General features: G+C 63.3%; 18 protein-coding genes. 12 read left to right on the top strand and 6 right to left on the bottom strand.

Going from position 1 to position 19,881, the window contains the following annotated elements; translation table 11 throughout:
* Positions 1 to 204 precede the first annotated feature (204 nt).
* The 4 genes from C4K38_RS30415 (at position 205) to C4K38_RS30400 (ending at position 4,455) form a co-directional block, all read left to right on the top strand.
* On the top strand, positions 205 to 1,599 hold the full coding sequence (locus C4K38_RS30415; RefSeq protein WP_053281315.1) for a D-2-hydroxyglutarate dehydrogenase: 1,395 nt from the start codon (positions 205 to 207) through the stop codon (positions 1,597 to 1,599).
* Between the two features lie 56 nt (positions 1,600 to 1,655).
* On the top strand, positions 1,656 to 2,321 hold the full coding sequence (locus C4K38_RS30410; protein ID WP_023967940.1) for a fumarylacetoacetate hydrolase family protein: 666 nt from the start codon (positions 1,656 to 1,658) through the stop codon (positions 2,319 to 2,321).
* 176 nt (positions 2,322 to 2,497) lie between these two features.
* Positions 2,498 to 3,427 (top strand): SdiA-regulated domain-containing protein, encoded by a 930-nt coding sequence (locus tag C4K38_RS30405; RefSeq protein WP_053281314.1) that lies wholly within the window; start codon positions 2,498 to 2,500, stop codon positions 3,425 to 3,427.
* A 116-nt stretch (positions 3,428 to 3,543) separates the two neighbouring features.
* On the top strand, positions 3,544 to 4,455 hold the full coding sequence (locus C4K38_RS30400) for an SdiA-regulated domain-containing protein (RefSeq protein WP_053281313.1): 912 nt from the start codon (positions 3,544 to 3,546) through the stop codon (positions 4,453 to 4,455).
* Positions 4,456 to 4,459: 4 nt separating this feature from the next.
* Here C4K38_RS30400 and C4K38_RS30395 read toward each other — a convergent pair whose 3' ends face one another.
* Together C4K38_RS30395 and rpiA are read right to left on the bottom strand one after the other, a co-directional pair.
* On the bottom strand, positions 4,460 to 6,412 hold the full coding sequence (locus tag C4K38_RS30395) for an autotransporter domain-containing protein (RefSeq protein ID WP_053281312.1): 1,953 nt from the start codon (positions 6,410 to 6,412) through the stop codon (positions 4,460 to 4,462).
* Positions 6,413 to 6,708: 296 nt separating this feature from the next.
* Positions 6,709 to 7,380: a ribose-5-phosphate isomerase RpiA gene (rpiA, locus tag C4K38_RS30390; protein ID WP_009051359.1), complete on the bottom strand. Its 672-nt coding sequence runs from the start codon at positions 7,378 to 7,380 to the stop codon at positions 6,709 to 6,711.
* A 214-nt stretch (positions 7,381 to 7,594) separates the two neighbouring features.
* On the opposite strand from rpiA, the gene ilvA reads away from it, so the two are divergent.
* Both ilvA and C4K38_RS30380 read left to right on the top strand, forming a co-directional pair.
* Positions 7,595 to 9,109, top strand: coding sequence for a threonine ammonia-lyase, biosynthetic (gene ilvA, locus C4K38_RS30385; protein ID WP_009051358.1), 1,515 nt, complete (start codon positions 7,595 to 7,597; stop codon positions 9,107 to 9,109).
* A gap of 40 nt (positions 9,110 to 9,149) precedes the next feature.
* Positions 9,150 to 9,578: a DUF2269 family protein gene (locus tag C4K38_RS30380; protein WP_053281311.1), complete on the top strand. Its 429-nt coding sequence runs from the start codon at positions 9,150 to 9,152 to the stop codon at positions 9,576 to 9,578.
* A 79-nt stretch (positions 9,579 to 9,657) separates the two neighbouring features.
* Here the strand turns inward: C4K38_RS30380 and C4K38_RS30375 are convergent, their stop codons facing one another.
* Entirely contained in the window at positions 9,658 to 10,314 is a 657-nt protein-coding gene (locus C4K38_RS30375; RefSeq protein ID WP_053281310.1) for a histidinol-phosphatase, read from the bottom strand.
* A gap of 143 nt (positions 10,315 to 10,457) precedes the next feature.
* Between C4K38_RS30375 and C4K38_RS30370 the strand changes: the two genes are divergently transcribed.
* On the top strand, positions 10,458 to 10,937 hold the full coding sequence (locus C4K38_RS30370) for an RNA pyrophosphohydrolase (protein ID WP_007927344.1): 480 nt from the start codon (positions 10,458 to 10,460) through the stop codon (positions 10,935 to 10,937).
* A 22-nt stretch (positions 10,938 to 10,959) separates the two neighbouring features.
* A complete protein-coding gene (gene ptsP, locus C4K38_RS30365; RefSeq protein ID WP_053281309.1) occupies positions 10,960 to 13,239 on the top strand; it encodes a phosphoenolpyruvate--protein phosphotransferase in 2,280 nt (759 codons plus the stop codon).
* 72 nt (positions 13,240 to 13,311) lie between these two features.
* Here the strand turns inward: ptsP and C4K38_RS30360 are convergent, their stop codons facing one another.
* On the bottom strand, positions 13,312 to 14,058 hold the full coding sequence (locus C4K38_RS30360; protein WP_053281308.1) for an NRDE family protein: 747 nt from the start codon (positions 14,056 to 14,058) through the stop codon (positions 13,312 to 13,314).
* Between the two features lie 124 nt (positions 14,059 to 14,182).
* Between C4K38_RS30360 and C4K38_RS30355 the strand changes: the two genes are divergently transcribed.
* The 3 genes from C4K38_RS30355 (at position 14,183) to C4K38_RS30345 (ending at position 16,886) form a co-directional block, all read left to right on the top strand.
* The gene (locus C4K38_RS30355; protein WP_025807130.1) at positions 14,183 to 14,965 is read left to right on the top strand and encodes a sulfite exporter TauE/SafE family protein; all 783 of its coding nucleotides are present in this window, start codon (positions 14,183 to 14,185) and stop codon (positions 14,963 to 14,965) included.
* Positions 14,966 to 15,044: 79 nt separating this feature from the next.
* Entirely contained in the window at positions 15,045 to 15,866 is an 822-nt protein-coding gene (gene lgt / locus C4K38_RS30350) for a prolipoprotein diacylglyceryl transferase (protein WP_025807131.1), read from the top strand.
* Positions 15,867 to 15,914: 48 nt separating this feature from the next.
* On the top strand, positions 15,915 to 16,886 hold the full coding sequence (locus C4K38_RS30345; protein ID WP_053281307.1) for a thymidylate synthase: 972 nt from the start codon (positions 15,915 to 15,917) through the stop codon (positions 16,884 to 16,886).
* A gap of 78 nt (positions 16,887 to 16,964) precedes the next feature.
* On the opposite strand, the gene cadR is transcribed toward C4K38_RS30345, so the two are convergent.
* Together cadR and C4K38_RS32680 are read right to left on the bottom strand one after the other, a co-directional pair.
* Positions 16,965 to 17,414, bottom strand: coding sequence for a Cd(II)/Pb(II)-responsive transcriptional regulator (gene cadR, locus C4K38_RS30340; protein ID WP_023967953.1), 450 nt, complete (start codon positions 17,412 to 17,414; stop codon positions 16,965 to 16,967).
* Between the two features lie 49 nt (positions 17,415 to 17,463).
* Positions 17,464 to 17,646: a hypothetical protein gene (locus tag C4K38_RS32680; protein WP_231998628.1), complete on the bottom strand. Its 183-nt coding sequence runs from the start codon at positions 17,644 to 17,646 to the stop codon at positions 17,464 to 17,466.
* 36 nt (positions 17,647 to 17,682) lie between these two features.
* On the opposite strand from C4K38_RS32680, the gene C4K38_RS30335 reads away from it, so the two are divergent.
* Positions 17,683 to 19,881 carry a heavy metal translocating P-type ATPase gene (locus C4K38_RS30335; protein WP_231998586.1) on the top strand — a complete coding sequence of 733 codons (2,199 nt, stop codon included), beginning with the start codon at positions 17,683 to 17,685 and terminating at the stop codon, positions 19,879 to 19,881.

Here is a 19,881-nt window from a genome sequence, read left to right as displayed (position 1 = left end):
CTGCGTAAACCTGTGTCCCGGAGAAAAATGGCAGGAAATGGTCAACAGATGCTGACCCGGACGGCAGGAAAGCCGTCGCCGCAGAACGCCCTTCGGCACTATTCTGCGGGGGGTCGTATGCTAGCATACGGACCCCGCGAAACACTCGTTCCTGCGACGTGAAGCGTTCTCAGGATGACCATGAATTGTTCGAGAGTTCTGTCGATGACCAATCCTGCGCTGATTGATGAGCTGAAGACCCTGGTCGAGGCGGGCAAGGTCCTGACCGATGCCGACTCCCTCAACGCTTACGGCAAGGACTGGACCAAACACTTCGCCCCGGCGCCCAGCGCCATCGTCTTTCCCAAGACCATCGAGCAGGTCCAGGCCATCGTGCGCTGGGCCAACCAGCACAAGGTCGCGCTGGTGCCGTCCGGCGGCCGTACCGGCCTGTCGGCTGCCGCCGTGGCGGCCAATGGTGAAGTGGTGGTGTCTTTCGACTACATGAACCAGATCCTCGACCTGAACCTGACTGACCGTACCGCGGTCTGCCAGCCGGGCGTGGTGACCGAGCAGCTGCAGAACCGCGCCGAAGAAAACGGCCTGTATTACCCGGTGGACTTCGCTTCCGCCGGTTCCAGCCAGATTGGCGGCAATATCGCCACCAATGCCGGCGGGATCAAGGTGATTCGCTACGGCATGACCCGCAACTGGGTGGCTGGGATGAAGGTGGTCACCGGCAAGGGCGACCTGCTGGAGCTGAACAAGGATTTGGTCAAGAACGCCACCGGCTATGACCTGCGCCAGCTGTTCATCGGCGCCGAAGGCACCCTGGGCTTTGTAGTCGAAGCCACCATGCGCCTGGAGCGCGCGCCGAACAACCTCACGGCGATGGTGCTCGGGACTCCGGATTTCGACTCGATCATGCCGGTGCTGCATGCCTTCCAGGGCAAGCTCGACCTGACCGCCTTCGAATTCTTCTCCGACAAGGCCCTGGCCAAGATCCTCGGCCGTGGTGACGTACCGGCGCCGTTCGAGACCGACTGCCCGTTCTATGTGCTGCTGGAGTTCGAAGCCAGCAACGAGGACGTGGCCAACCACGCCCTGGCCACTTTCGAGCACTGCGTGGAGCAGGGCTGGGTGCTGGACGGCGTGATGAGCCAGAGCGAGCAACAACTGCAGAACCTGTGGAAGTTGCGCGAGTACATCTCCGAAACCATCTCGCACTGGACTCCGTACAAGAACGACATTTCGGTCACCGTGTCGAAGGTGCCGGCTTTCCTCAAGGATATTGACGCGATCGTCGCGGAAAACTACCCGGACTTCGAAGTGGTCTGGTATGGCCACATCGGCGACGGCAACCTGCACCTGAATATCCTCAAGCCGGATGACCTGAGCAAGGACGAGTTCTTCGCCAAGTGCGCCACCGTCAACAAGTGGGTGTTCGAAACCGTCGAGAAGTACAACGGCTCGATTTCCGCCGAGCACGGCGTGGGCATGACCAAGCGCGATTACCTGATCTACAGCCGTTCGCCGGTGGAAATCGACTACATGAAGGCGGTCAAGGCGGTGTTCGACCCGAACGGCATCATGAACCCGGGCAAGATTTTCGCTGTTTGACCCCCAGGGTCATTCAAGCAGCGGTACCTGATGAACCAAACGAGCAGGAGTCGGTAATGAGCTATCAGCACCAGTATGTCGACGGTACCCGTATTCATTTCCCGGTCGGCAAGATCGTGTGCATCGGGCGCAACTATGCCGAGCACGCCAAGGAACTGGACAATCCGGTGCCGACCGAGCCGCTGCTGTTTATCAAGCCGGGCAGTTGCGTGGTGCCGCTGGAAGGCGGTTTTGCCATCCCCACCGAGCGTGGCTCCGTGCATTACGAGGCGGAAATCGCGGTATTGATCGGCAAGCCGCTGTCGACCAAACCCAGCCGCGAAGAAGTGCTGGACGCCATCTCCGGCTTCGCCCCGGCCCTGGACCTGACCCTGCGCGACAAGCAGGCCGAGCTCAAGGCCAAGGGGTTGCCCTGGGAAATCTCCAAGTGCTTCGACGGCGCCTGCGTGCTGGCGCCATTCGTAGTGGGTAGCACCTTCCCGGACCTCACCGACATCGACATTCGCCTGACCATCAACGGCGAGGTCCGTCAGGACGGCAACAGCAGCATCATGCTCAACCCGATCGTACCGATGATCCAGTACATGGCCGGCTGCTTCTCCTTGCAGGCGGGCGACGTGATCCTGACCGGTACGCCGGTGGGCGTCGGTCCGCTGAACGTGGGCGACGAACTGGTGCTGGAGTTGCCGGGCGCCAGCCGCTTCGAAAGTCGCGTCAGCTGACTCAGCGGGGCCCGCCTGCAACGGGCGGGCCTCTCCTAAGAACGCGTAGAAATCCAGGATATTTCTGACTTTTTCCGAATTTTTCACATCCGGTCTGGATAATTTTCCGCGTCCAGGCGTCTGAGTCTGCCCCGATGTGCTATTACCAATAGCTGACTTTTTGGAACGCGCTCCCCATGTCCATGCCTCACACCCCCGAGCTTCAAACGGTTCGTCGTCGCGGTTTGTTCCACATGCGTTGGTATTCCTGGCTGTTGCTGGCGGGCATCGTGAGCTATGGCGTCGCGATTGCCATGCACTGGGACGACCGTGGCCTGCTCTGGGTGCTGGAGCGTTTCGAAACCCCGGCCGAGCGCCAGGAAAGTGTCTGGCTGCCGGATTATCGCGCGGTGATCGATGCCAAGGCGCTGCCGGGCATGGAGAAGGACGAGGCCTCCGACCTGGCCTACAACCCGCAGACCAAGACCCTGTTTTCGGTGATGGGCAAGAACCCGTTCCTGGTCGAGCTGAACCTGCAGGGCGATGTGCTGCGCAAGATGCCGCTGGTGGGTTGGAGCAACCCGGAAGGGGTGACGGTCATGGAGAACGGCCTGTTGGGGATCGTCGACGAGCGCGACCACCTGCTGACCATCGTCAAGGTGGATGCCAATACCCGCGAGCTGAATATTGCCGACTTCCCGAAATACGACCTGGGGCCGTCGCAGGACCAGAACAAGGCGTTCGAAGCCGTGGCCTGGGACCCGCGCAAGCAGCAATTGCTGCTGGGCGAGGAGCGTCCGCCGGCACTGTTCACCTGGAGCAGCGACGGCAGCCAGACCCTCAAGGGTGACAAGCAGAAGCTGGAAAGCGATGAGCTGGACCTGCGCAACCTGTCCGCCCTGAGCATCGACCCACGCACCGGCCACACCCTGGTGCTGTCCGCCGACTCGCACATGCTGCTGGAGCTGGACGAAACCGGTGAGCAGGTCAGCTTCATGACCTTGCTGGGCGGTTTCAACGGCCTGAAAAACACCATCCCGCGGGCCGAGGGCGTGGCCATGGATGAGCAGGGCAACCTGTACATGGTCAGCGAACCCAACCTGTTCTATCGCTTTGAGAAGCACTGATTCAGAAGTTTCTGGCGGCCAAAGGCCGTAAATCCGGCATACGCCCGCTGCGATTAAGTTTAAATTCATCCGGCTGTGATATTTCATCCGCCTGATTTGTATTTGAGCTTGCCAGCATGCGTCGACTCGCCTATCCCAAACCGCTGTTCCTTCTCCTGTGTTTTATCGTGCTGGTGTTGCTGGGCATTGCCGGGCAGCACCACCGCTACTTCGAGCGGCTGTGGTTCAACTGGCGGGTCATGTCGCAGCCGGTCAACACCGAGGCCATTGGCCTGGATGGCTATCGGGTGATCCTCGAAGGGCAAAGGATCGAAGGCCTGGATGATGTCTCGGCGCTGACCTACGACCCGGTGCGCAAAAGCCTGTTCACCGTGACCAACAAAAATTCCGAGCTGATCGAACTGTCGCTCGACGGGCGCATTCTGCGGCGCATCGCCCTGACCGGTTTTGGCGACCCGGAAGCGGTCGAGTTCATCAGCGCCGACACCTACGTGATCACCGACGAGCGCCAGCAGCGGCTGATCAAGATTCATCTGCAGGAGGACACGGTGTTCCTCGACGCCGCGGACGCCGAGCAGATGACCCTGGGTGTGCACATGAGCGACAACAAGGGTTTCGAGGGCCTGGCCTACGATTCGGTGGGCAAGCGCCTGTTCGTCGCCAAGGAGCGCGACCCGATGCTGATCTACGAGGTCAAGGGCTTCCCGCATTACGACCCGGAGAAGTCCTACGCGGTGCATGTGGTCAACAACCCCAAGCGCGATGCCGGGTTGTTCGTGCGTGACCTGTCCAGCCTGCAATACGACGAGCGCACCGGGCATCTGCTGGCGCTGTCGGATGAGTCGTGGCTGGTGCTGGAACTGGATGTGGATGGCCGGCCCCTGAGCACCATGTCGCTGCGCAAGGGCCGGCAAGGGTTGCAGGCCACGGTGCCGCAGGCCGAAGGCATCGCCATGGACGACGACGGCACCCTGTACCTGGTCAGTGAACCGAACCTGTTCTACGTCTTCAAGAAGCCGGCCCAGTAACCCCTTAAAACTGCCACTGCACGCCGAGGGAATAGCCGGTCTGGCTACCTTCGGCGTGACCGATCCGGCCGTTGACCTCGGCGTACAGCCCCAGTTGCGGCGTGATCGCCAGCTGGCTGCCGAGCTGGGCGCGGCCGAAGCTCTTGTCCACACCACCCAGGCGAGCCACGCGCACCTGACCATCGGCTCGGCTGGTCAGGTCCAGGTCGTCCAGGCGGCCGTCCCCTAGCTCCTTGACCCAGGCCAGGTCGCCATAAGGCAACAGGCTCATGCCGTAGGGCAGAGCGACGGCGCCGCGAACGCGCCAGCCGAGGCTGGCTTCCAGCGAATCGAATGACTGTTCCTCATAACTCAGTGCCGTGCGCAGGTCCTGCTTCTCGTGGAACTGGTCGATGCGGTAGTGGGTGTAATCGAGGCCGGCGAAGGGGCCGCTCTTGATCGCGCCGAAATCCAGGTCGTAACCACCGAGCACGCGGGCGCCCAGGGTCAGGGCGTCGGTATCGCCCGTCAGTTTCTGGTTCAGCAGCACCGGGCCGCCGTTGGCCTGGATCACCAGGTTGCGCTTGGATTCGAAGCTTGTGCGACCGATGCTCAGGTCGCCGGCCAGCCATTGTGGGCCGCCGTCATTGAGCAAGGCGTAGACCGCGGCCTGCCAGGTATCGCTGTCGAGCTTGCCGCGATGCTCGAGCTTGTCGCGACCGTTCTGGTAGCTGAGGCTGGCGCCGAGGTTCAGGCTCGAATTGAGCTGGTAATCGCCCAGGGCATGCACTCCCAGCCGGCGGGCCTCGGGATTCGGCGCGCTGTCGAAACCGCTGTCGGGGCTGTATTCGCCATCGATGCCGATCTCGCCATCGAAACTGCCGACTTCCCGACCCATCGCCTGCAAGGTCAGCCAGCGCCGGTCGTGCAGCCGGACCATGGCCTGATGCTGGCGTTGCAGATGATCCTGCTGGTTGCGCGCCACGGCGCCGCCGGAAGCGGTGGAGGCCAGCAGGTCGGCGTTGGTCAGCTCCAGGACCAGGCGGCTGAGCAGGCGCGAGTAATCCCGCAGGCGCTGGTCGATGCGCTCCTGGCCGAAGGCGTTGGTCAGCACCGCCTTATTGTCCTCAGTGGGGTCGTGCCAGGTGGAGCCGCCGGGGATGGCAGGGTTGGTGGTCTGGGTGTAGCCGTCCAGGTCGCCGATTTCCCAGTTGGTGGCCTCGATGTAGAGAGTCGGGATGTTCAGCCCTTCGAAGGCTTCGCCGTCGCTGCAGCAGCCGGTGCCCGCGGGGTATGCCGGGTCGAGGCCGGGGTTGGTGAACAGATTGATCTGCAGTTCCCTGGCGATCCGCAGGGTGTGTTCGCGCAACGAGGCCAGGGCCGGATTGGCGGTGCTGTTCTGGCCGGCATGGGCATACATCATGTCGCCGGTGATCAGGCTGTCGAGGTTGATCATGGCCAGCAGGTTGGCGCGCTGGCTGGCGCTGAGGGAGTCGACGAACGCCCTGGAGCCGCGCAGGCCTTCCTCCTCGGCACCGAAGCCGACCACCTGCAAGCCGTTTTCCAGCTGCAGCCCGCCGAGGTTGCGGGCGATCTCGGTCAGGACGCTGGCGCCGGAGCCGTTGTCGTCCAGGCCTTGCAGGGTCGGGCGGCCGAAATAGGTATCGAAGTGCGCGCCGACCACCACGTATTGCGGCTTGGTCCCGGCGGTGTAGGCCACCACGTTTTGCGAGCTGCGGCTGCTGCCACCGGCGGTCCAGGAAAAGTCCTGGCGGCTGATGTCGTAGGCGCTGCCCATCTGGCTCTGCATCCAGTCGGCGGCCCCGGCGAAATTGCTGGTGCCACGGTAGCGGCCTGGGTAGTCGTTGATCAGTTTGTCGAGGGTGGTGGCCGCGTGTTCGCCATATTCATAGGCGAGGGCCTGGGTGGACAGCAAAACGCCGGCAAGACTGACAGCAAGCGTGAGAGGTTTGAGCACGGTGATCTTCCTTGGGGGTGAAAAACGGGGGCCGTTGCACAATGCGCGCCTCTTTCCCTGGGCGACCCTGTATTGGCGCATTGCTTAAACCGAACGTCGCCTGGCGGTAATTTGTAACGGATTTGATACGGGAAGTCGTGGGCCGCGCTGAGACCTGGTGCGCGAATCTGGATATTTCTGCGGCTAAATGCGGCGAAAAGTAGCGCTATGGGTGAAGTTGGTGCGGGGAGAGGCGGGGGGAGGTATGAATCGAAGCCTTCGCCCCCGCCATTGCGGCAGGGGCGAAATCGGCGGCATCAGGCGGTGAGGGTCTTCACGCCTTCGCTGGTGCCCAGCAGCAGTACGTCGGCCGGGCGGGCGGCGAACAGGCCGTTGGTGACCACGCCGACAATCGCATTGATCTGCGCTTCCAGCTCCACCGGGTTGGTGATCTGCATGTTGTGCACATCGAGGATGATGTTGCCGTTGTCGGTGATCACGCCTTCCCGGTAGACCGGGTCGCCACCCAGCTTCACCAGCTCGCGGGCCACGTGGCTGCGGGCCATCGGGATCACTTCCACTGGCAGCGGGAAGGCGCCCAGCACCGGCACCAGCTTGCTGGCGTCGGCGATGCAGATGAAGGTCTTGGCCACGGCCGCGACGATCTTCTCGCGGGTCAGGGCCGCGCCGCCGCCCTTGATCAGGTTCAGGTGCTCGTCGCTTTCGTCGGCGCCGTCGATGTAGAACTCCAGGTCGCTGACGGTGTTCAGTTCGTACACCGGAATGCCGTGGCCCTTGAGGCGCGCCGCGGTGGCTTCGGAGCTGGCGACCGCGCCATCGAAGGCGGCCTTGTGCTGGGCCAGGGCGTCGATGAAGCAGTTGGCGGTGGAGCCGGTGCCGACCCCGACGATGCTCTTGTCATCGAGTTTCGGGAGGATGAGGTCGACGGCAGCCTGGGCCACGGCCTGTTTGAGTTGATCCTGGGTCATGCGGGCTCCGGAAGCGGGCAAGGGGGAACGGAAAGGCCGGCATTATAGGCGCCGCCGCGGGGAAGGTCATTGCCCGATTGGCGGGGCAAAAGATCGCGGCGCGCCATCAAGCCGGGCCCGGGGCCTTCTAAAACCTCTGGATTCGTGTGGTCGCCCGGGCAAACGCTGGGTTAGACTCGCTGGCCCTGCCCAACCCGCTCAGTGATGCTTTCCGATGCTCGAACAGTACGTCAAAAAGATCCTCACCTCGCGCGTTTACGACGTTGCCGTAGAAACCCCGTTGCAGACTGCCCGCCAGCTCTCCGAGCGGCTGGGCAATCAGATCTGGCTCAAGCGCGAAGACTTGCAGCCGGTGTTCTCGTTCAAGATTCGCGGCGCCTACAACAAGCTGACCCAGCTCAGCGACGCGGAGCGCGCCCGTGGCGTGGTCACCGCCTCGGCCGGCAACCATGCCCAGGGCCTGGCCCTGGCGGCCAAGGTGCTGGGGGTGAAGGCGACCATCGTGATGCCCAAGACCACCCCGGAGATCAAGGTCGAAGGCGTGCGCTCGCGCGGTGGCAAAGTGGTGCTGCACGGCGATTCCTTTCCGGAAGCCCTGGCCTACTCGCTGAAGCTGGTGGACGAAAAAGGCTACGTCTATATCCACCCGTACGACGATCCGCACACCATCGCCGGGCAGGGCACCGTGGCGATGGAAATCCTGCGCCAGCATCCGGGGCGCCTGGACGCGATCTTCGTGCCGGTCGGCGGTGGCGGCCTGATCGCCGGGATCGCGGCTTACGTCAAATACCTGCGCCCGGAAATCAAGATCATCGGCGTCGAACCGGACGATTCCAACTGCCTGCAAGCGGCCATGGCCGCCGGCGAGCGCGTGGTGCTGCCGACCGTGGGCATCTTCGCCGACGGCGTCGCGGTGGCGCAGATCGGCCAGCACACCTTCGACATCTGCAAGGACTATGTGGATGAAGTGATCACTGTCAGCACCGACGAGATCTGCGCGGCGATCAAGGACATCTACGACGACACCCGCTCCATCACCGAGCCGGCTGGCGCCCTGGGCGTGGCCGGGATCAAGAAATACGTCGAGCAGCGTGGCGTCAGCGGGCAGACCCTGGTGGCCATCGACTCCGGCGCCAACGTCAACTTCGACCGCCTGCGCCATGTCGCCGAGCGCGCCGAACTGGGCGAAGGCCGCGAAGCCATTATCGCCGTGACCATTCCCGAGCAGCCGGGCAGCTTCAAGGCGTTCTGCGAGGCCATCGGCAAGCGCCAGATCACCGAGTTCAACTACCGCTATAACACCGGCAGCGAAGCGCACATCTTCGTTGGTGTGCAGACCCACCCGGAAAACGATCCGCGCAGTGCGCTGATCGCCAGCCTGTCCGAACAGGGCTTCCCGGTGACCGACCTGACCGACAACGAACTGGCCAAGTTGCATATCCGTCATATGGTCGGCGGCCATGCCGCGCGGGTCAGCGACGAAGTAGTGTTCCGCTTCGAGTTCCCGGAACGTCCGGGCGCGCTGTTCAACTTCCTCAACAAGCTCGGCGGGCGCTGGAACATCTCGATGTTCCACTACCGCAACCATGGCGCGGCTGATGGCCGGGTGGTCGCCGGCCTGCAAGTGCCGGCGAGCGAACGCCACCTGGTGCCGGCGGCGCTGGAGCAGATCGGGTACCCGTACTGGGACGAGAGTGATAACCCGGCGTATCAGCTGTTCCTCGGCTGAACGGCTACGCTGGTGGGCAAGGCCTCAAGGAGTCGATTACATGGAAACGCTGACCGTCCTCAAAACCGTCCATATCCTGGCCACCCTGTTGCTGCTGGGCAGCGCGCTGGGGTTGGCGATCTGGGTCTGGCGCGCTCGTAGCAAGGGTGACGCGAGCATCTACAGCCGGCTGTTGCGCCGGCCGTTGGTGTTCGTCTGGCTGCTGCTGGTGATTTGCCTGGCCAGCCTGCCGTTCAGCGGCTGGTGGCTGGTGCACCTGATGGGCTGGCCGCTGGGGCAGACCTGGATCCTGGCCTCCAGCGTGATCTACACAGTGGGTGCCCTGAGCTGTTTCTGGCTGCTGGCGCGGCTCAATCGGCTGCGGATTGCTTCGGGTGTGGGGAGTCCGAAGTTCACCCTGGCGCTGGCGGTGTTCAGCTTCGTGTGTTTCTTCGCCATCGCCGGGTTGATGGGCGCCAAGCCGGTCTGATCGGCTTTTAGATGGTTATCGCGAGCAGCTCGCTCCTAAAGAGATTGGTGTAGGAGCGAGCTTGCTCGCGATGGCGTCCTCAGTCGCGCAGGCTGATTACCGGCCAGCCGCGCTGCTGGGCCAGGGCCCGCAGGTTCGGGTCCGGGTCCACGGCGATCGGGTTCGCCACCAGATCCAGCAGTGGCAAGTCATTCATCGAATCGCTATAGAAATAGCTGTCTTCCAGGCTGTGGCCGGTTTCCTCGAGCCAGCGCGTCAGGCGGGTGACTTTGCCTTCGCGAAAGCACGGGACGTCGGTGCTGCGACCGGTGTAGCGGCCGTCCTGCATCTCGCACTCGGTGGCGATCAGGGTTTCCACGCCCAGGCGTTCGGCGATCGGCGCGGTGACGAAGCGGTTGGTGGCTGTGATGATCACCAGCTTGTCGCCGGCGGCCTTGTGCTTGGCCAGCAATTGCGCAGCCTTGGGCAGCATCAGCGGTTCTACGCAGTCGCGCATGTAGTCGCGGTGCCATTGATCGAGCACATCCATCTCGGTGCGGCCGAGAACCTCCAGGCAGAAGTTCAGGTACGCGGCCTGGTCGAGCTTGCCGGCCAGGTAGTCCTGGTAGAACTCGTCGTTGCGGGCCTTGTAGGTGACGGCGTCGAGGAAGCCTCGTTCGCACAGGTAATCGCCCCAGGCGTGGTCACTGTCGCCGCCCAGAAGGGTGTTGTCCAAGTCGAATAAAGCCAGGCGCATCACGGTTACTCGCTGATAAGTCTGAAAAAAGGCGACCAGAATACGGTCTTTTCACAAGAGTGCACATAAGGTAGGAAGCCTCGTTGCTGCTTTCACAACCTTTGTGGAACAATGCGGCGACATGCGTTTGCGAGGTTGTTGCCGTGATCGACCCCGATGGTTTCCGCCCCAATGTCGGGATCATTCTGACGAATGATGCCGGCCAGGTGCTATGGGCTCGCCGTATCAATCAAGATGCCTGGCAGTTTCCGCAAGGGGGAATCAACCCCGAAGAGACGCCGGAAGACGCTCTGTACCGCGAGTTGAACGAAGAAGTAGGCCTGGAACGCGAAGATGTGCAAATTCTCGCCTGTACCCGGGGCTGGTTGCGCTATCGTTTGCCGCAACGCCTGGTCCGTACCCACAGCCAACCGCTGTGCATCGGCCAGAAACAGAAATGGTTTCTCCTGCGCCTGATCTCCAACGAGCAGCGGGTGCGGATGGATTTGACCGGTAAACCGGAATTCGATGGCTGGCGCTGGGTCAGTTATTGGTATCCGTTGGGCCAGGTGGTGACATTCAAGCGCGAGGTTTATCGCCGCGCTCTCAAAGAGCTTGCCCCGCGCCTTCTAGCGCGCGACTGACGACGGAGTTCGACCCCGAGCCATGCTCAATACGCTGCGCAAGATCGTCCAGGAAGTTAACTCCGCCAAGGATCTCAAGGCGGCGTTGGGGATTATTGTGTTGCGCGTCAAAGAGGCCATGGGCAGCCAGGTCTGCTCGGTCTATCTGCTGGATCCGGAGACCAACCGTTTTGTCCTGATGGCCACCGAGGGCTTGAACAAGCGCTCGATCGGCAAGGTCAGCATGGCACCCAACGAAGGTCTGGTCGGCCTGGTCGGTACGCGCGAAGAACCGCTGAACCTCGAAAACGCCGCCGATCACCCGCGTTATCGCTACTTCGCCGAGACCGGCGAGGAGCGTTATGCCTCCTTCCTCGGTGCACCGATCATTCACCACCGTCGGGTCGTCGGCGTTCTGGTCATCCAGCAAAAGGAGCGTCGTCAGTTCGACGAGGGCGAAGAAGCCTTCCTGGTGACTATGAGCGCCCAGCTGGCGGGGGTTATCGCCCACGCCGAAGCCACCGGCTCGATCCGTGGCCTGGGCCGCCAGGGCAAGGGCATCCAGGAAGCCAAGTTCGTCGGCGTGCCCGGTTCGCCAGGCGCGGCGGTCGGTACCGCGGTGGTCATGCTGCCGCCGGCCGATCTGGACGTGGTGCCTGACAAGAGCATTACCGACATCGACGCCGAGCTGGCGTTGTTCAAGACAGCCATCGAAGGCGTGCGCGCCGACATGCGCACCCTCTCGGAAAAACTCGCCACCCAGCTGCGCCCCGAAGAACGGGCGCTGTTCGACGTCTACCTGATGATGCTCGACGATGCCTCCCTGGGCAGCGAAGTGACCACGGTGATCAAGACCGGCCAGTGGGCCCAGGGCGCGTTGCGCCAGGTGGTCACCGATCACGTCAACCGTTTCGAACTGATGGACGATGCCTACCTGCGCGAGCGGGCGTCGGACGTCAAGGACCTGGGCCGCCGCCTGCTGGCCTACCTGCAGGAAGAGCGTCAGCAAACCCTGGTCTACCCCGACAACACCATCTTGGTCAGCGAAGAACTGACGCCGGCCATGCTCGGCGAGGTGCCGGAAGGCAAGCTGGTCGGCCTGGTCTCGGTATTGGGTTCGGGCAACTCCCACGTGGCGATCCTGGCCCGGGCCATGGGTATCCCGACGGTGATGGGCCTGGTCGACCTGCCGTACTCGAAAGTCGACGGCATCCAGATGATCGTCGACGGCTACCACGGCGAGGTCTACACCAACCCCAGCGACGTGCTGCGCAAGCAGTTCGCCGATGTGGTCGAGGAAGAGCGGCAACTGGCCCAGGGCCTGGATGCGCTGCGCGACCAGCCGTGCGTGACGCTGGACGGCCACCGCATGCCGCTGTGGGTCAACACTGGCCTGCTGGCGGACGTGGCGCGGGCGCAGAAGCGTGGCGCCGAAGGCGTGGGTCTGTACCGCACCGAAGTGCCGTTCATGATCAACCAACGTTTCCCGAGCGAAAAGGAGCAGCTGGCGATCTATCGCGAGCAACTTTCCGCCTTCCACCCGCAACCGGTGACGATGCGCAGCCTGGACATCGGCGGCGACAAGTCACTGTCGTATTTCCCGATCAAGGAAGACAACCCCTTCCTCGGCTGGCGCGGCATTCGCGTCACCCTCGACCATCCCGAGATTTTCCTCGTCCAGACCCGCGCCATGCTCAAGGCCAGCGAAGGCCTGAACAACCTGCGCATTCTCCTGCCGATGATTTCCGGCACCCATGAGCTGGAAGAAGCATTGCACCTGATCCACCGCGCCTGGGGCGAGGTGCGCGACGAAGGCACCGACGTGCCGATGCCGCCGATCGGGGTGATGATCGAGATCCCGGCCGCGGTGTACCAGACCAAGGAACTGGCGCGCCAGGTGGACTTCCTGTCGGTCGGCTCCAACGACCTGACCCAGTACCTGCTGGCCGTGGACCGCAACAACCCACGGGTGGCGGATCTCTACGACTACCTGCACCCAGCGGTGCTGCAGGCCTTGCAGACCGTGGTGCGCGACGCCCATGCCGAAGGCAAGCCGGTGAGTATCTGCGGCGAGATGGCTGGCGATCCGGCGGCGGCGGTGCTGCTGATGGCGATGGGCTTCGACAGCCTGTCGATGAACGCCACCAACCTGCCGAAAGTGAAGTGGATGCTGCGTCAGATCAATCTCAGCAAGGCCAAGGAATTGCTGGCCGAGTTGATGACCATCGACAACCCGCAAGTTATCCACAGCTCGCTGCAACTGGCGCTGAAGAACCTGGGCCTGGCGCGGATGATCAATCCGGCGTCGGCCAAGACCCTTTAATCCCCGTTGTTTCCAGTGCAAGCAAGCCCGCTCCTACAGCTGTAGGAGCGGGCTTGCTCACGATAGCGTCCGCTAGATCCGCAACTCCACTTCCCCCAGATGCCCGCCATAGGGCCCGAAGCTGCGCTCGACTATGTGCCTCGAACCATCGGCCCGGACGATCAGCGCCGTGCTGGCCCGCGTGCCATAGCTTGGGCTGGCGATAAACACGCTCGACAGCAGGCTCTCGGTGGCCAGGCCGACCCCGGTATCGGGCAGGTCGGCAAAAGGCGCGGTCTGCGCATCGCTGAGCAGGGCGAGCAGAGCCTGGGGTTGCGGGTCGTCCAGCACTTCCTGCAGCGCCGCCTTGGCCTTGAGCAGTTTGGGCCAGGGCGTGTCGAGCCCGGCATTCGACAAGCCGTACACGCCACTGCCCAGTTGCTGCGGCTCACGGGCCAGGGCGTTGTAGTGCCAGAGCTGATCAGGGGTGCCCAGCAGCAGGTTGAAGCCGGCATATTCCAGGGATCGGCCGACAACGTCGCTGAAATAGTTGTCTATCGACATTTTGCTGCTGAGAAAACGCGCCACCAGTTCGCCCCGGGAACGGCGCGCGGGGGGCTGGTGGGGATTGCGGATATTGGTCAGGGCGGCGAAGCGTCCGTCGGCGCCCAGGCCGAGCCAGGTACCGCCCGCTTCCAGGTCGCGCCCGGCGTAGATGTCGGGGGACTCGGGCCATTGCGCCAGCGGCAGGCTGGGGCGGGCGTAGAACTCGTCACGGTTGGCCGCGACGATCAGGGGCAGGGCGTGGCCGGGCCGCCAGGCGAATACGATCAAGCACATCAGGTCGTCCCTTTTGTGTTTTTTTGTTCACTCTACGCACAGATCGACTGGGTATCCATCGCCATCCAGTGGAGCCAAGGGCCATGCATCCGTTACCATGCCGCTCTCTTTTTTGGATGCCTCCATGGAATTTCTGCTCTATCTGCTGCTGGGGGCCTGCGCGGGCGTATTGGCCGGCCTGTTTGGCGTGGGTGGCGGCATCATCATCGTTCCCGTGCTGGTGTTCAGCTTCACCCTGCAAGGTTTCGATCCGTCGATCCTGACCCACCTGGCGGTCGGTACGTCGCTGGCGACTATCATCTTCACCTCGGTCAACGCGGTTCGCGAACACCAGCGCAGGGGCGCGGTGCGCTGGCCGATCTTTGCCTGGATGACCCTGGGCATCCTGCTCGGCGCCGGGGTCGGGGCGCTGACCGCCGAAGCGATTTCCGGACCGAACCTGCAGAAAATCATTGGTGTTTTCGCCCTGGTGGTCGCCCTGCAGATGACCCTGGACCTGCGGCCCAAGGCCAGCCGTGACGTTCCCGGCAAGCTGGGGCTGACCCTGGCCGGCAGCGTGATCGGCTGGGCTTCGGCGATTTTCGGCATCGGCGGCGGCTCGCTGACCGTGCCGTTCCTGACCTGGCGTAGCGTGCCGATGCAGCAGGCGGTGGCCACGTCCTCGGCCTGCGGTTTGCCGATTGCCGTGGCCAGTGCAATAAGTTTCATGATTCTGGGCTGGCATGATCCGCTGTTGCCGGCTCATAGTCTGGGTTTTGTGTATTTGCCGGCGCTGTTGGGCATCGCCCTGACCAGCATGGTCTTTGCCCGGTTCGGTGCGCGACTGGCCCATCGGCTGTCGGCGCGCCTGTTGAAGCGCTTGTTCGCCGGCCTGTTGTTTGTAGTCGGCCTGACATTCCTGCTCTGACAGGTTTCGCAATCCTGGCTTAATCCGCGCGTGGCATGGTCGCGGCGGAAATTGAGTTTCACTCTAACGAGGAGTCGCAATGCTGCCTTACCCGCAGATCGACCCGGTGGCCCTGGCCATCGGCCCGCTGAAAATTCACTGGTACGGCCTGATGTACCTGATCGGCATCGGTGGCGCCTGGCTGCTGGCGTCGCGCCGGTTGAACCGCTTCGACCCGACCTGGACCAAGGAGAAGCTCTCCGACATGGTGTTCTGGATGTCGATGGGGGTCATTGTCGGCGGGCGCCTGGGGTATGTGCTGTTCTACGACCTGAGCGCCTACCTGGCCAACCCGACGCTGATCTTCGAGGTCTGGAAAGGCGGCATGTCGTTCCATGGCGGTTTCATCGGGGTGATGCTGGCGGCCTTGTGGTTCGGCAAGAAGAACGGCAAATCGTTCTTCCAGCTGATGGACTTCGTCGCGCCGATGGTGCCGATCGGCCTGGGCGCCGGGCGCATCGGCAACTTTATCAACGCCGAGCTGTGGGGCAAGCCGACCGACCTGCCGTGGGCGATGATCTTCCCGCCGTTCAGCGATCCGGCCCAGCTGCCGCGCCATCCTTCGCAGCTGTATCAGTTCGCCCTGGAAGGCGTGGCGCTGTTCCTCATCCTCTGGCTGTTCTCGCGCAAACCTCGCCCAACCATGGCGGTTTCCGGGATGTTCGCCCTGTTTTACGGTATTTTCCGTTTTATCGTCGAGTTCGTCCGGGTCCCGGATGCGCAGCTGGGTTACCTGGCGTGGAACTGGCTGACCATGGGCCAGGTGCTGTGCCTGCCGATGATCGTTGGCGGCCTGTTCCTGATCTGGCTGGCCTACCACCGCGCTCCAGCGGCACCGGCGGCGAAAGACGCCGCGCTTTAAATTCGGATCGCAGGGCGCGAGCCCTGCCTTCAAGGACACAGGTAATACATGAAGCAATATCTCGATCTGGTCGCCCACGTCATCAAGAACGGCACCAAGCAGGCCAACCGCACGGGCGTGAACACCATCAGTTTCCCCGGCGCGATGCTGCGTTACGACCTGAAAGAAGGTTTCCCGGCGATCACCACCCGCAAGATGGCCTTCAAGTCGGCCATCGGCGAGATGTGCGGTTTCCTCCGTGGGGTGAACAACGCCGCCGAATTCCGTGCCCTGGGCTGCAAGGTCTGGGACCAGAACGCCAACGAAAACGCGCAATGGCTGGCCAACCCCTTCCGCCAGGGCGAGGACGACCTGGGTGAGATCTACGGCGTGCAATGGCGCAAGTGGCCGGCGTACAAGCAGATCCCCCTGAGCAACCCAGCCGCCATCGAGCAGACCCTGGGCCAGGGCTACCGGCAGATCGCCGAAGGCAAGGAAAACGGCCAGGCCTACGTGGTGCTGTACAAGGCTATCGATCAGGTGCGCCAGTGCGTCGACACCATCATCAAGGACCCGGGCAGCCGCCGTATCCTGTTCCACGGCTGGAACTGCGCCCAGCTGGATGAAATGGCCCTGCCGCCGTGCCACCTGCTGTACCAGTTCCACCCGAATGTCGAGACCCGGGAAATCTCCCTGACCCTCTACATCCGCTCCAACGACCTGGGCCTGGGCACGCCGTTCAACCTCACCGAAGGCGCCGCGCTGCTGAGCCTGATCGGTCGCCTGACCGGCTACACCCCGCGCTGGTTCACCTATTTCATCGGTGACGCCCACGTCTACGAAAACCACCTGGACATGCTCAACGAACAGCTCAAGCGCGAGCCGTTCCCGATGCCGAAACTGGTGATTTCCGAGCGTGTACCGGAGTTCGCCAAGACCGGCGTGTACGAGCCGGAGTGGCTGGAAAAGGTCGAGCCGAGCGACTTCTCGCTGGAAGGCTACGAGCACCACGCGCCGATGACCGCGCCGATGGCGGTCTGACTCGGGCGTCAACGCGCAATGCTCGCGGGCCAGCCTTGCTCCTGTCTGTTGTAGGAGCGAGGCTGGCCCGCGTTGTTTCTAGTGGCCGTGGCTACGGCCCACGTGAGAATCCTCGGCTTCGCTGGGGGCCACCGAGCCGCTGACTTCCAGGCGCTGCAAAATCCCGCACTGATCCAGATCCGGCCCTTCGCTGCAGCGTTGGCGCAGGTCGAGCAGCTGTGTCTGCAAGGCCAAGAGCCCGTCGATCCGCGCCTTGACGTGGTGGATATGCTCGTCGATCAGCGCGTTCACGCTCTGGCACTGGTCCTGCGGACTGTCGCGCAGGTTCAGCAGGCTGCGGATTTCCTCGAGGGTCATGTCCAGGCTGCGGCAGTTGCGGATGAAGGTCAGGCGTTCGGTGTGGGCCTGGGTATACAGACGGTAATTGCCCTCGCTGCGGGCCGGTTCCGGTAGCAGGCCCTCGCGCTCGTAGTAACGGATGGTTTCGACCTGACAGTCGGTCAGTTTCGCCAGCTCGCCAATTTTCATCGCGACAATCTCCGAAAGGGTGCTTGACCCTATAGTGGCTACAGGGTGTTCACTTGGCAACAGGCACCTTTTCGGACGCGACCTTATGAGCGATTCCCTGCACACCCACGGCAAGCCCGGCGCTGACTCCAAGCATGCTGGCCACGATCACGATCACGATCACGATCACGATCACGATCACGGCCATGGCGCAAAACTGCAGCCGGTGAAAAAACACGATCATGCTGGCCACGGCGGTTCCTGCTGTTCAGCGCCGTCGTTGGTCCAGTTGAGCGAGCCCCAGGCCGCCAGCCATGGCGATGCCTGCTGTTCGTCGGCCGCCGCGCCCTCCCTGGTCAAGCTCAGCACGGCGCCGAGCGCCAATGCGCGTCTGAGCAGCTTCCGCATCGACGCCATGGACTGCCCGACCGAGCAGACGCTGATCCAGAACAAGCTGGGCAAGCTGGCGGGTGTGCAGCAGTTGGAGTTCAACCTGATCAACCGGGTGCTGGGCGTGACCCACGACCTGCAGGACGTCGCCCCGATCATCGCCGCCATCAAGTCCCTGGGCATGGAAGCCGAGCCCATCGGCCTGGGCGGTGAGTCCGATGCCCCGGCCGCGACCCCGGTGAAAAAGCACTGGTGGCCGCTGGCGCTGTCGGGCATCGGCGCGCTGGCCGCGGAAGTGATCCACTTCACCAGCGCCGCGCCGACCTGGGTGGTGGCGGTGGTTGCCCTGGTCTCGATCCTCAGTGGTGGCCTCGGCACCTACAAGAAGGGCTGGATCGCCCTGAAGAACCGCAACCTCAATATCAATGCGCTGATGAGCATCGCCGTGACCGGCGCCGTGCTGATCGGCCAATGGCCGGAAGCGGCGATGGTGATGTTCCTGTTCACCGTGGCCGAGTTGATCGAGGCCAAATCCCTGGACCGTGCACGCAACGCCATCAGTGGCCTGATGCAGATGACCCCGGAGCGGGTCACGGTGCAGCAGGCGGACGGCAGCTGGGTCGAACGGGAAGCGAAAAGCATCGAACTCGGCGCGCTGGTGCGGGTGCGTCCGGGTGAACGCATCGGCCTGGACGGCGAGGTGGTGGCCGGCAGTTCGACCATCGACCAGGCACCGATCACCGGTGAAAGCCTGCCGGTGGAGAAGACCCTGGGCGACAAGGTCTTCGCCGGCACCATCAACCAGGCTGGCTCCCTGGAGTACAAGGTAACCGCGGCGGCCAACAACTCGACCCTGGCGCGGATCATCCATGCCGTGGAACAGGCCCAGGGCGCGCGCGCGCCGACCCAGCGCTTCGTCGACAGCTTCTCGAAAATCTACACCCCCGCGGTGTTTGCCTTCGCCCTGGCCGTGGCGGTGATTCCGCCGCTGTTCATGGGGGCCGCCTGGTTCGACTGGATCTACCGCGCCCTGGTGCTGTTGGTGGTCGCATGCCCGTGCGCCCTGGTGATTTCCACCCCGGTGACCATTGTCAGTGGCCTGGCCGCGGCGGCGCGCAAAGGCATCCTGATCAAGGGTGGGGTTTACCTGGAAGGCGGTTACAAGCTCGACTACCTGGCGCTGGACAAGACCGGCACCATCACCCACGGCAAGCCGGTGCAGACCGATTTCCTGTCCCTCGACCCACTGGCGGACGACAGTGCCCCGGCCATCGCCGCCAGCCTGGCGTCCCGTTCCGACCACCCGGTGTCCCTGGCTATTGCCAATGCGGCTGTGGATAAGCAACTGGGCCTGCACCTTGTGGATAACTTCGAAGCCCTGACCGGCCGCGGTGTGCGCGGGGAAATCAACGGTCAGCTCTACCACCTGGGCAATCACCGCCTGGTGGAGGAGCTGGGGCTGTGCTCGCCGGAGCTGGAAGAGAAGCTGTTCGCCCTGGAGAAACAGGGCAAGACCGTGGTGCTGTTGCTCGACAGCGCCGGCCCCCTGGCCCTGTTCGCGGTGGCTGACACGGTCAAGGAGTCCAGTCGCGAGGCGATCCAGCAGCTGCACGAGCTGGGCATCAAGACCCTGATGCTGACCGGCGACAACCCGCACACCGCCGAGGCCATCGCTGCCCAGGTGGGCATCGACCGGGCCCGCGGCGACCTGCTGCCCACCGACAAACTGCAAGCCATCGAAGATCTGTATGCCCAAGGGCATCGGGTCGGCATGGTCGGCGACGGCATCAACGACGCCCCGGCCCTGGCCCGCGCGGAGATCGGTTTCGCCATGGCTGCGGCAGGTACTGACACTGCCATCGAGACCGCCGATGTCGCCCTGATGGACGACGATCTGCGCAAGATCCCGGCCTTTGTCCGGTTGTCCCGCCAGACCTCGAACATCCTCGTACAAAATATCGCCCTGGCCCTGGTCATCAAGGCGATCTTTCTTGGGGTAACCTTCTTCGGGTTGGCCACCATGTGGATGGCCGTGTTCGCCGACATGGGCGTCAGTCTGTTGGTGGTCTTCAACGGTTTGCGCCTGTTGCGCAAATAG

Source organism: Pseudomonas chlororaphis subsp. piscium (genome assembly GCF_003850345.1).
GTDB classification, from domain to species: Bacteria; Pseudomonadota; Gammaproteobacteria; order Pseudomonadales; family Pseudomonadaceae; genus Aquipseudomonas; species Aquipseudomonas piscium.
Note: the sequence above shows the minus strand (reverse complement) of the source record. Positions and strands in the feature narration are given on the sequence as shown.

Excerpts from the sequence above, each read along its gene's own strand:
- C4K38_RS30355 (WP_025807130.1), top strand. The coding sequence starts at position 14,183 with ATGGAATTTCTGCTCTATCTGCTGCTGGGGGCCTGCGCGGGCGTATTG.
- C4K38_RS30405 (WP_053281314.1), top strand. The coding sequence starts at position 2,498 with ATGTCCATGCCTCACACCCCCGAGCTTCAAACGGTTCGTCGTCGCGGT.
- C4K38_RS30415 (WP_053281315.1), top strand. The coding sequence starts at position 205 with ATGACCAATCCTGCGCTGATTGATGAGCTGAAGACCCTGGTCGAGGCG.
- lgt (WP_025807131.1), top strand. The coding sequence starts at position 15,045 with ATGCTGCCTTACCCGCAGATCGACCCGGTGGCCCTGGCCATCGGCCCG.
- C4K38_RS30410 (WP_023967940.1), top strand. The coding sequence starts at position 1,656 with ATGAGCTATCAGCACCAGTATGTCGACGGTACCCGTATTCATTTCCCG.
- C4K38_RS30375 (WP_053281310.1), bottom strand. The coding sequence starts at position 10,314 with ATGCGCCTGGCTTTATTCGACTTGGACAACACCCTTCTGGGCGGCGAC.
- ptsP (WP_053281309.1), top strand. The coding sequence starts at position 10,960 with ATGCTCAATACGCTGCGCAAGATCGTCCAGGAAGTTAACTCCGCCAAG.
- rpiA (WP_009051359.1), bottom strand. The coding sequence starts at position 7,380 with ATGACCCAGGATCAACTCAAACAGGCCGTGGCCCAGGCTGCCGTCGAC.
- cadR (WP_023967953.1), bottom strand. The coding sequence starts at position 17,414 with ATGAAAATTGGCGAGCTGGCGAAACTGACCGACTGTCAGGTCGAAACC.
- C4K38_RS30360 (WP_053281308.1), bottom strand. The coding sequence starts at position 14,058 with ATGTGCTTGATCGTATTCGCCTGGCGGCCCGGCCACGCCCTGCCCCTG.
- C4K38_RS30345 (WP_053281307.1), top strand. The coding sequence starts at position 15,915 with ATGAAGCAATATCTCGATCTGGTCGCCCACGTCATCAAGAACGGCACC.
- ilvA (WP_009051358.1), top strand. The coding sequence starts at position 7,595 with ATGCTCGAACAGTACGTCAAAAAGATCCTCACCTCGCGCGTTTACGAC.
- C4K38_RS30400 (WP_053281313.1), top strand. The coding sequence starts at position 3,544 with ATGCGTCGACTCGCCTATCCCAAACCGCTGTTCCTTCTCCTGTGTTTT.
- C4K38_RS30380 (WP_053281311.1), top strand. The coding sequence starts at position 9,150 with ATGGAAACGCTGACCGTCCTCAAAACCGTCCATATCCTGGCCACCCTG.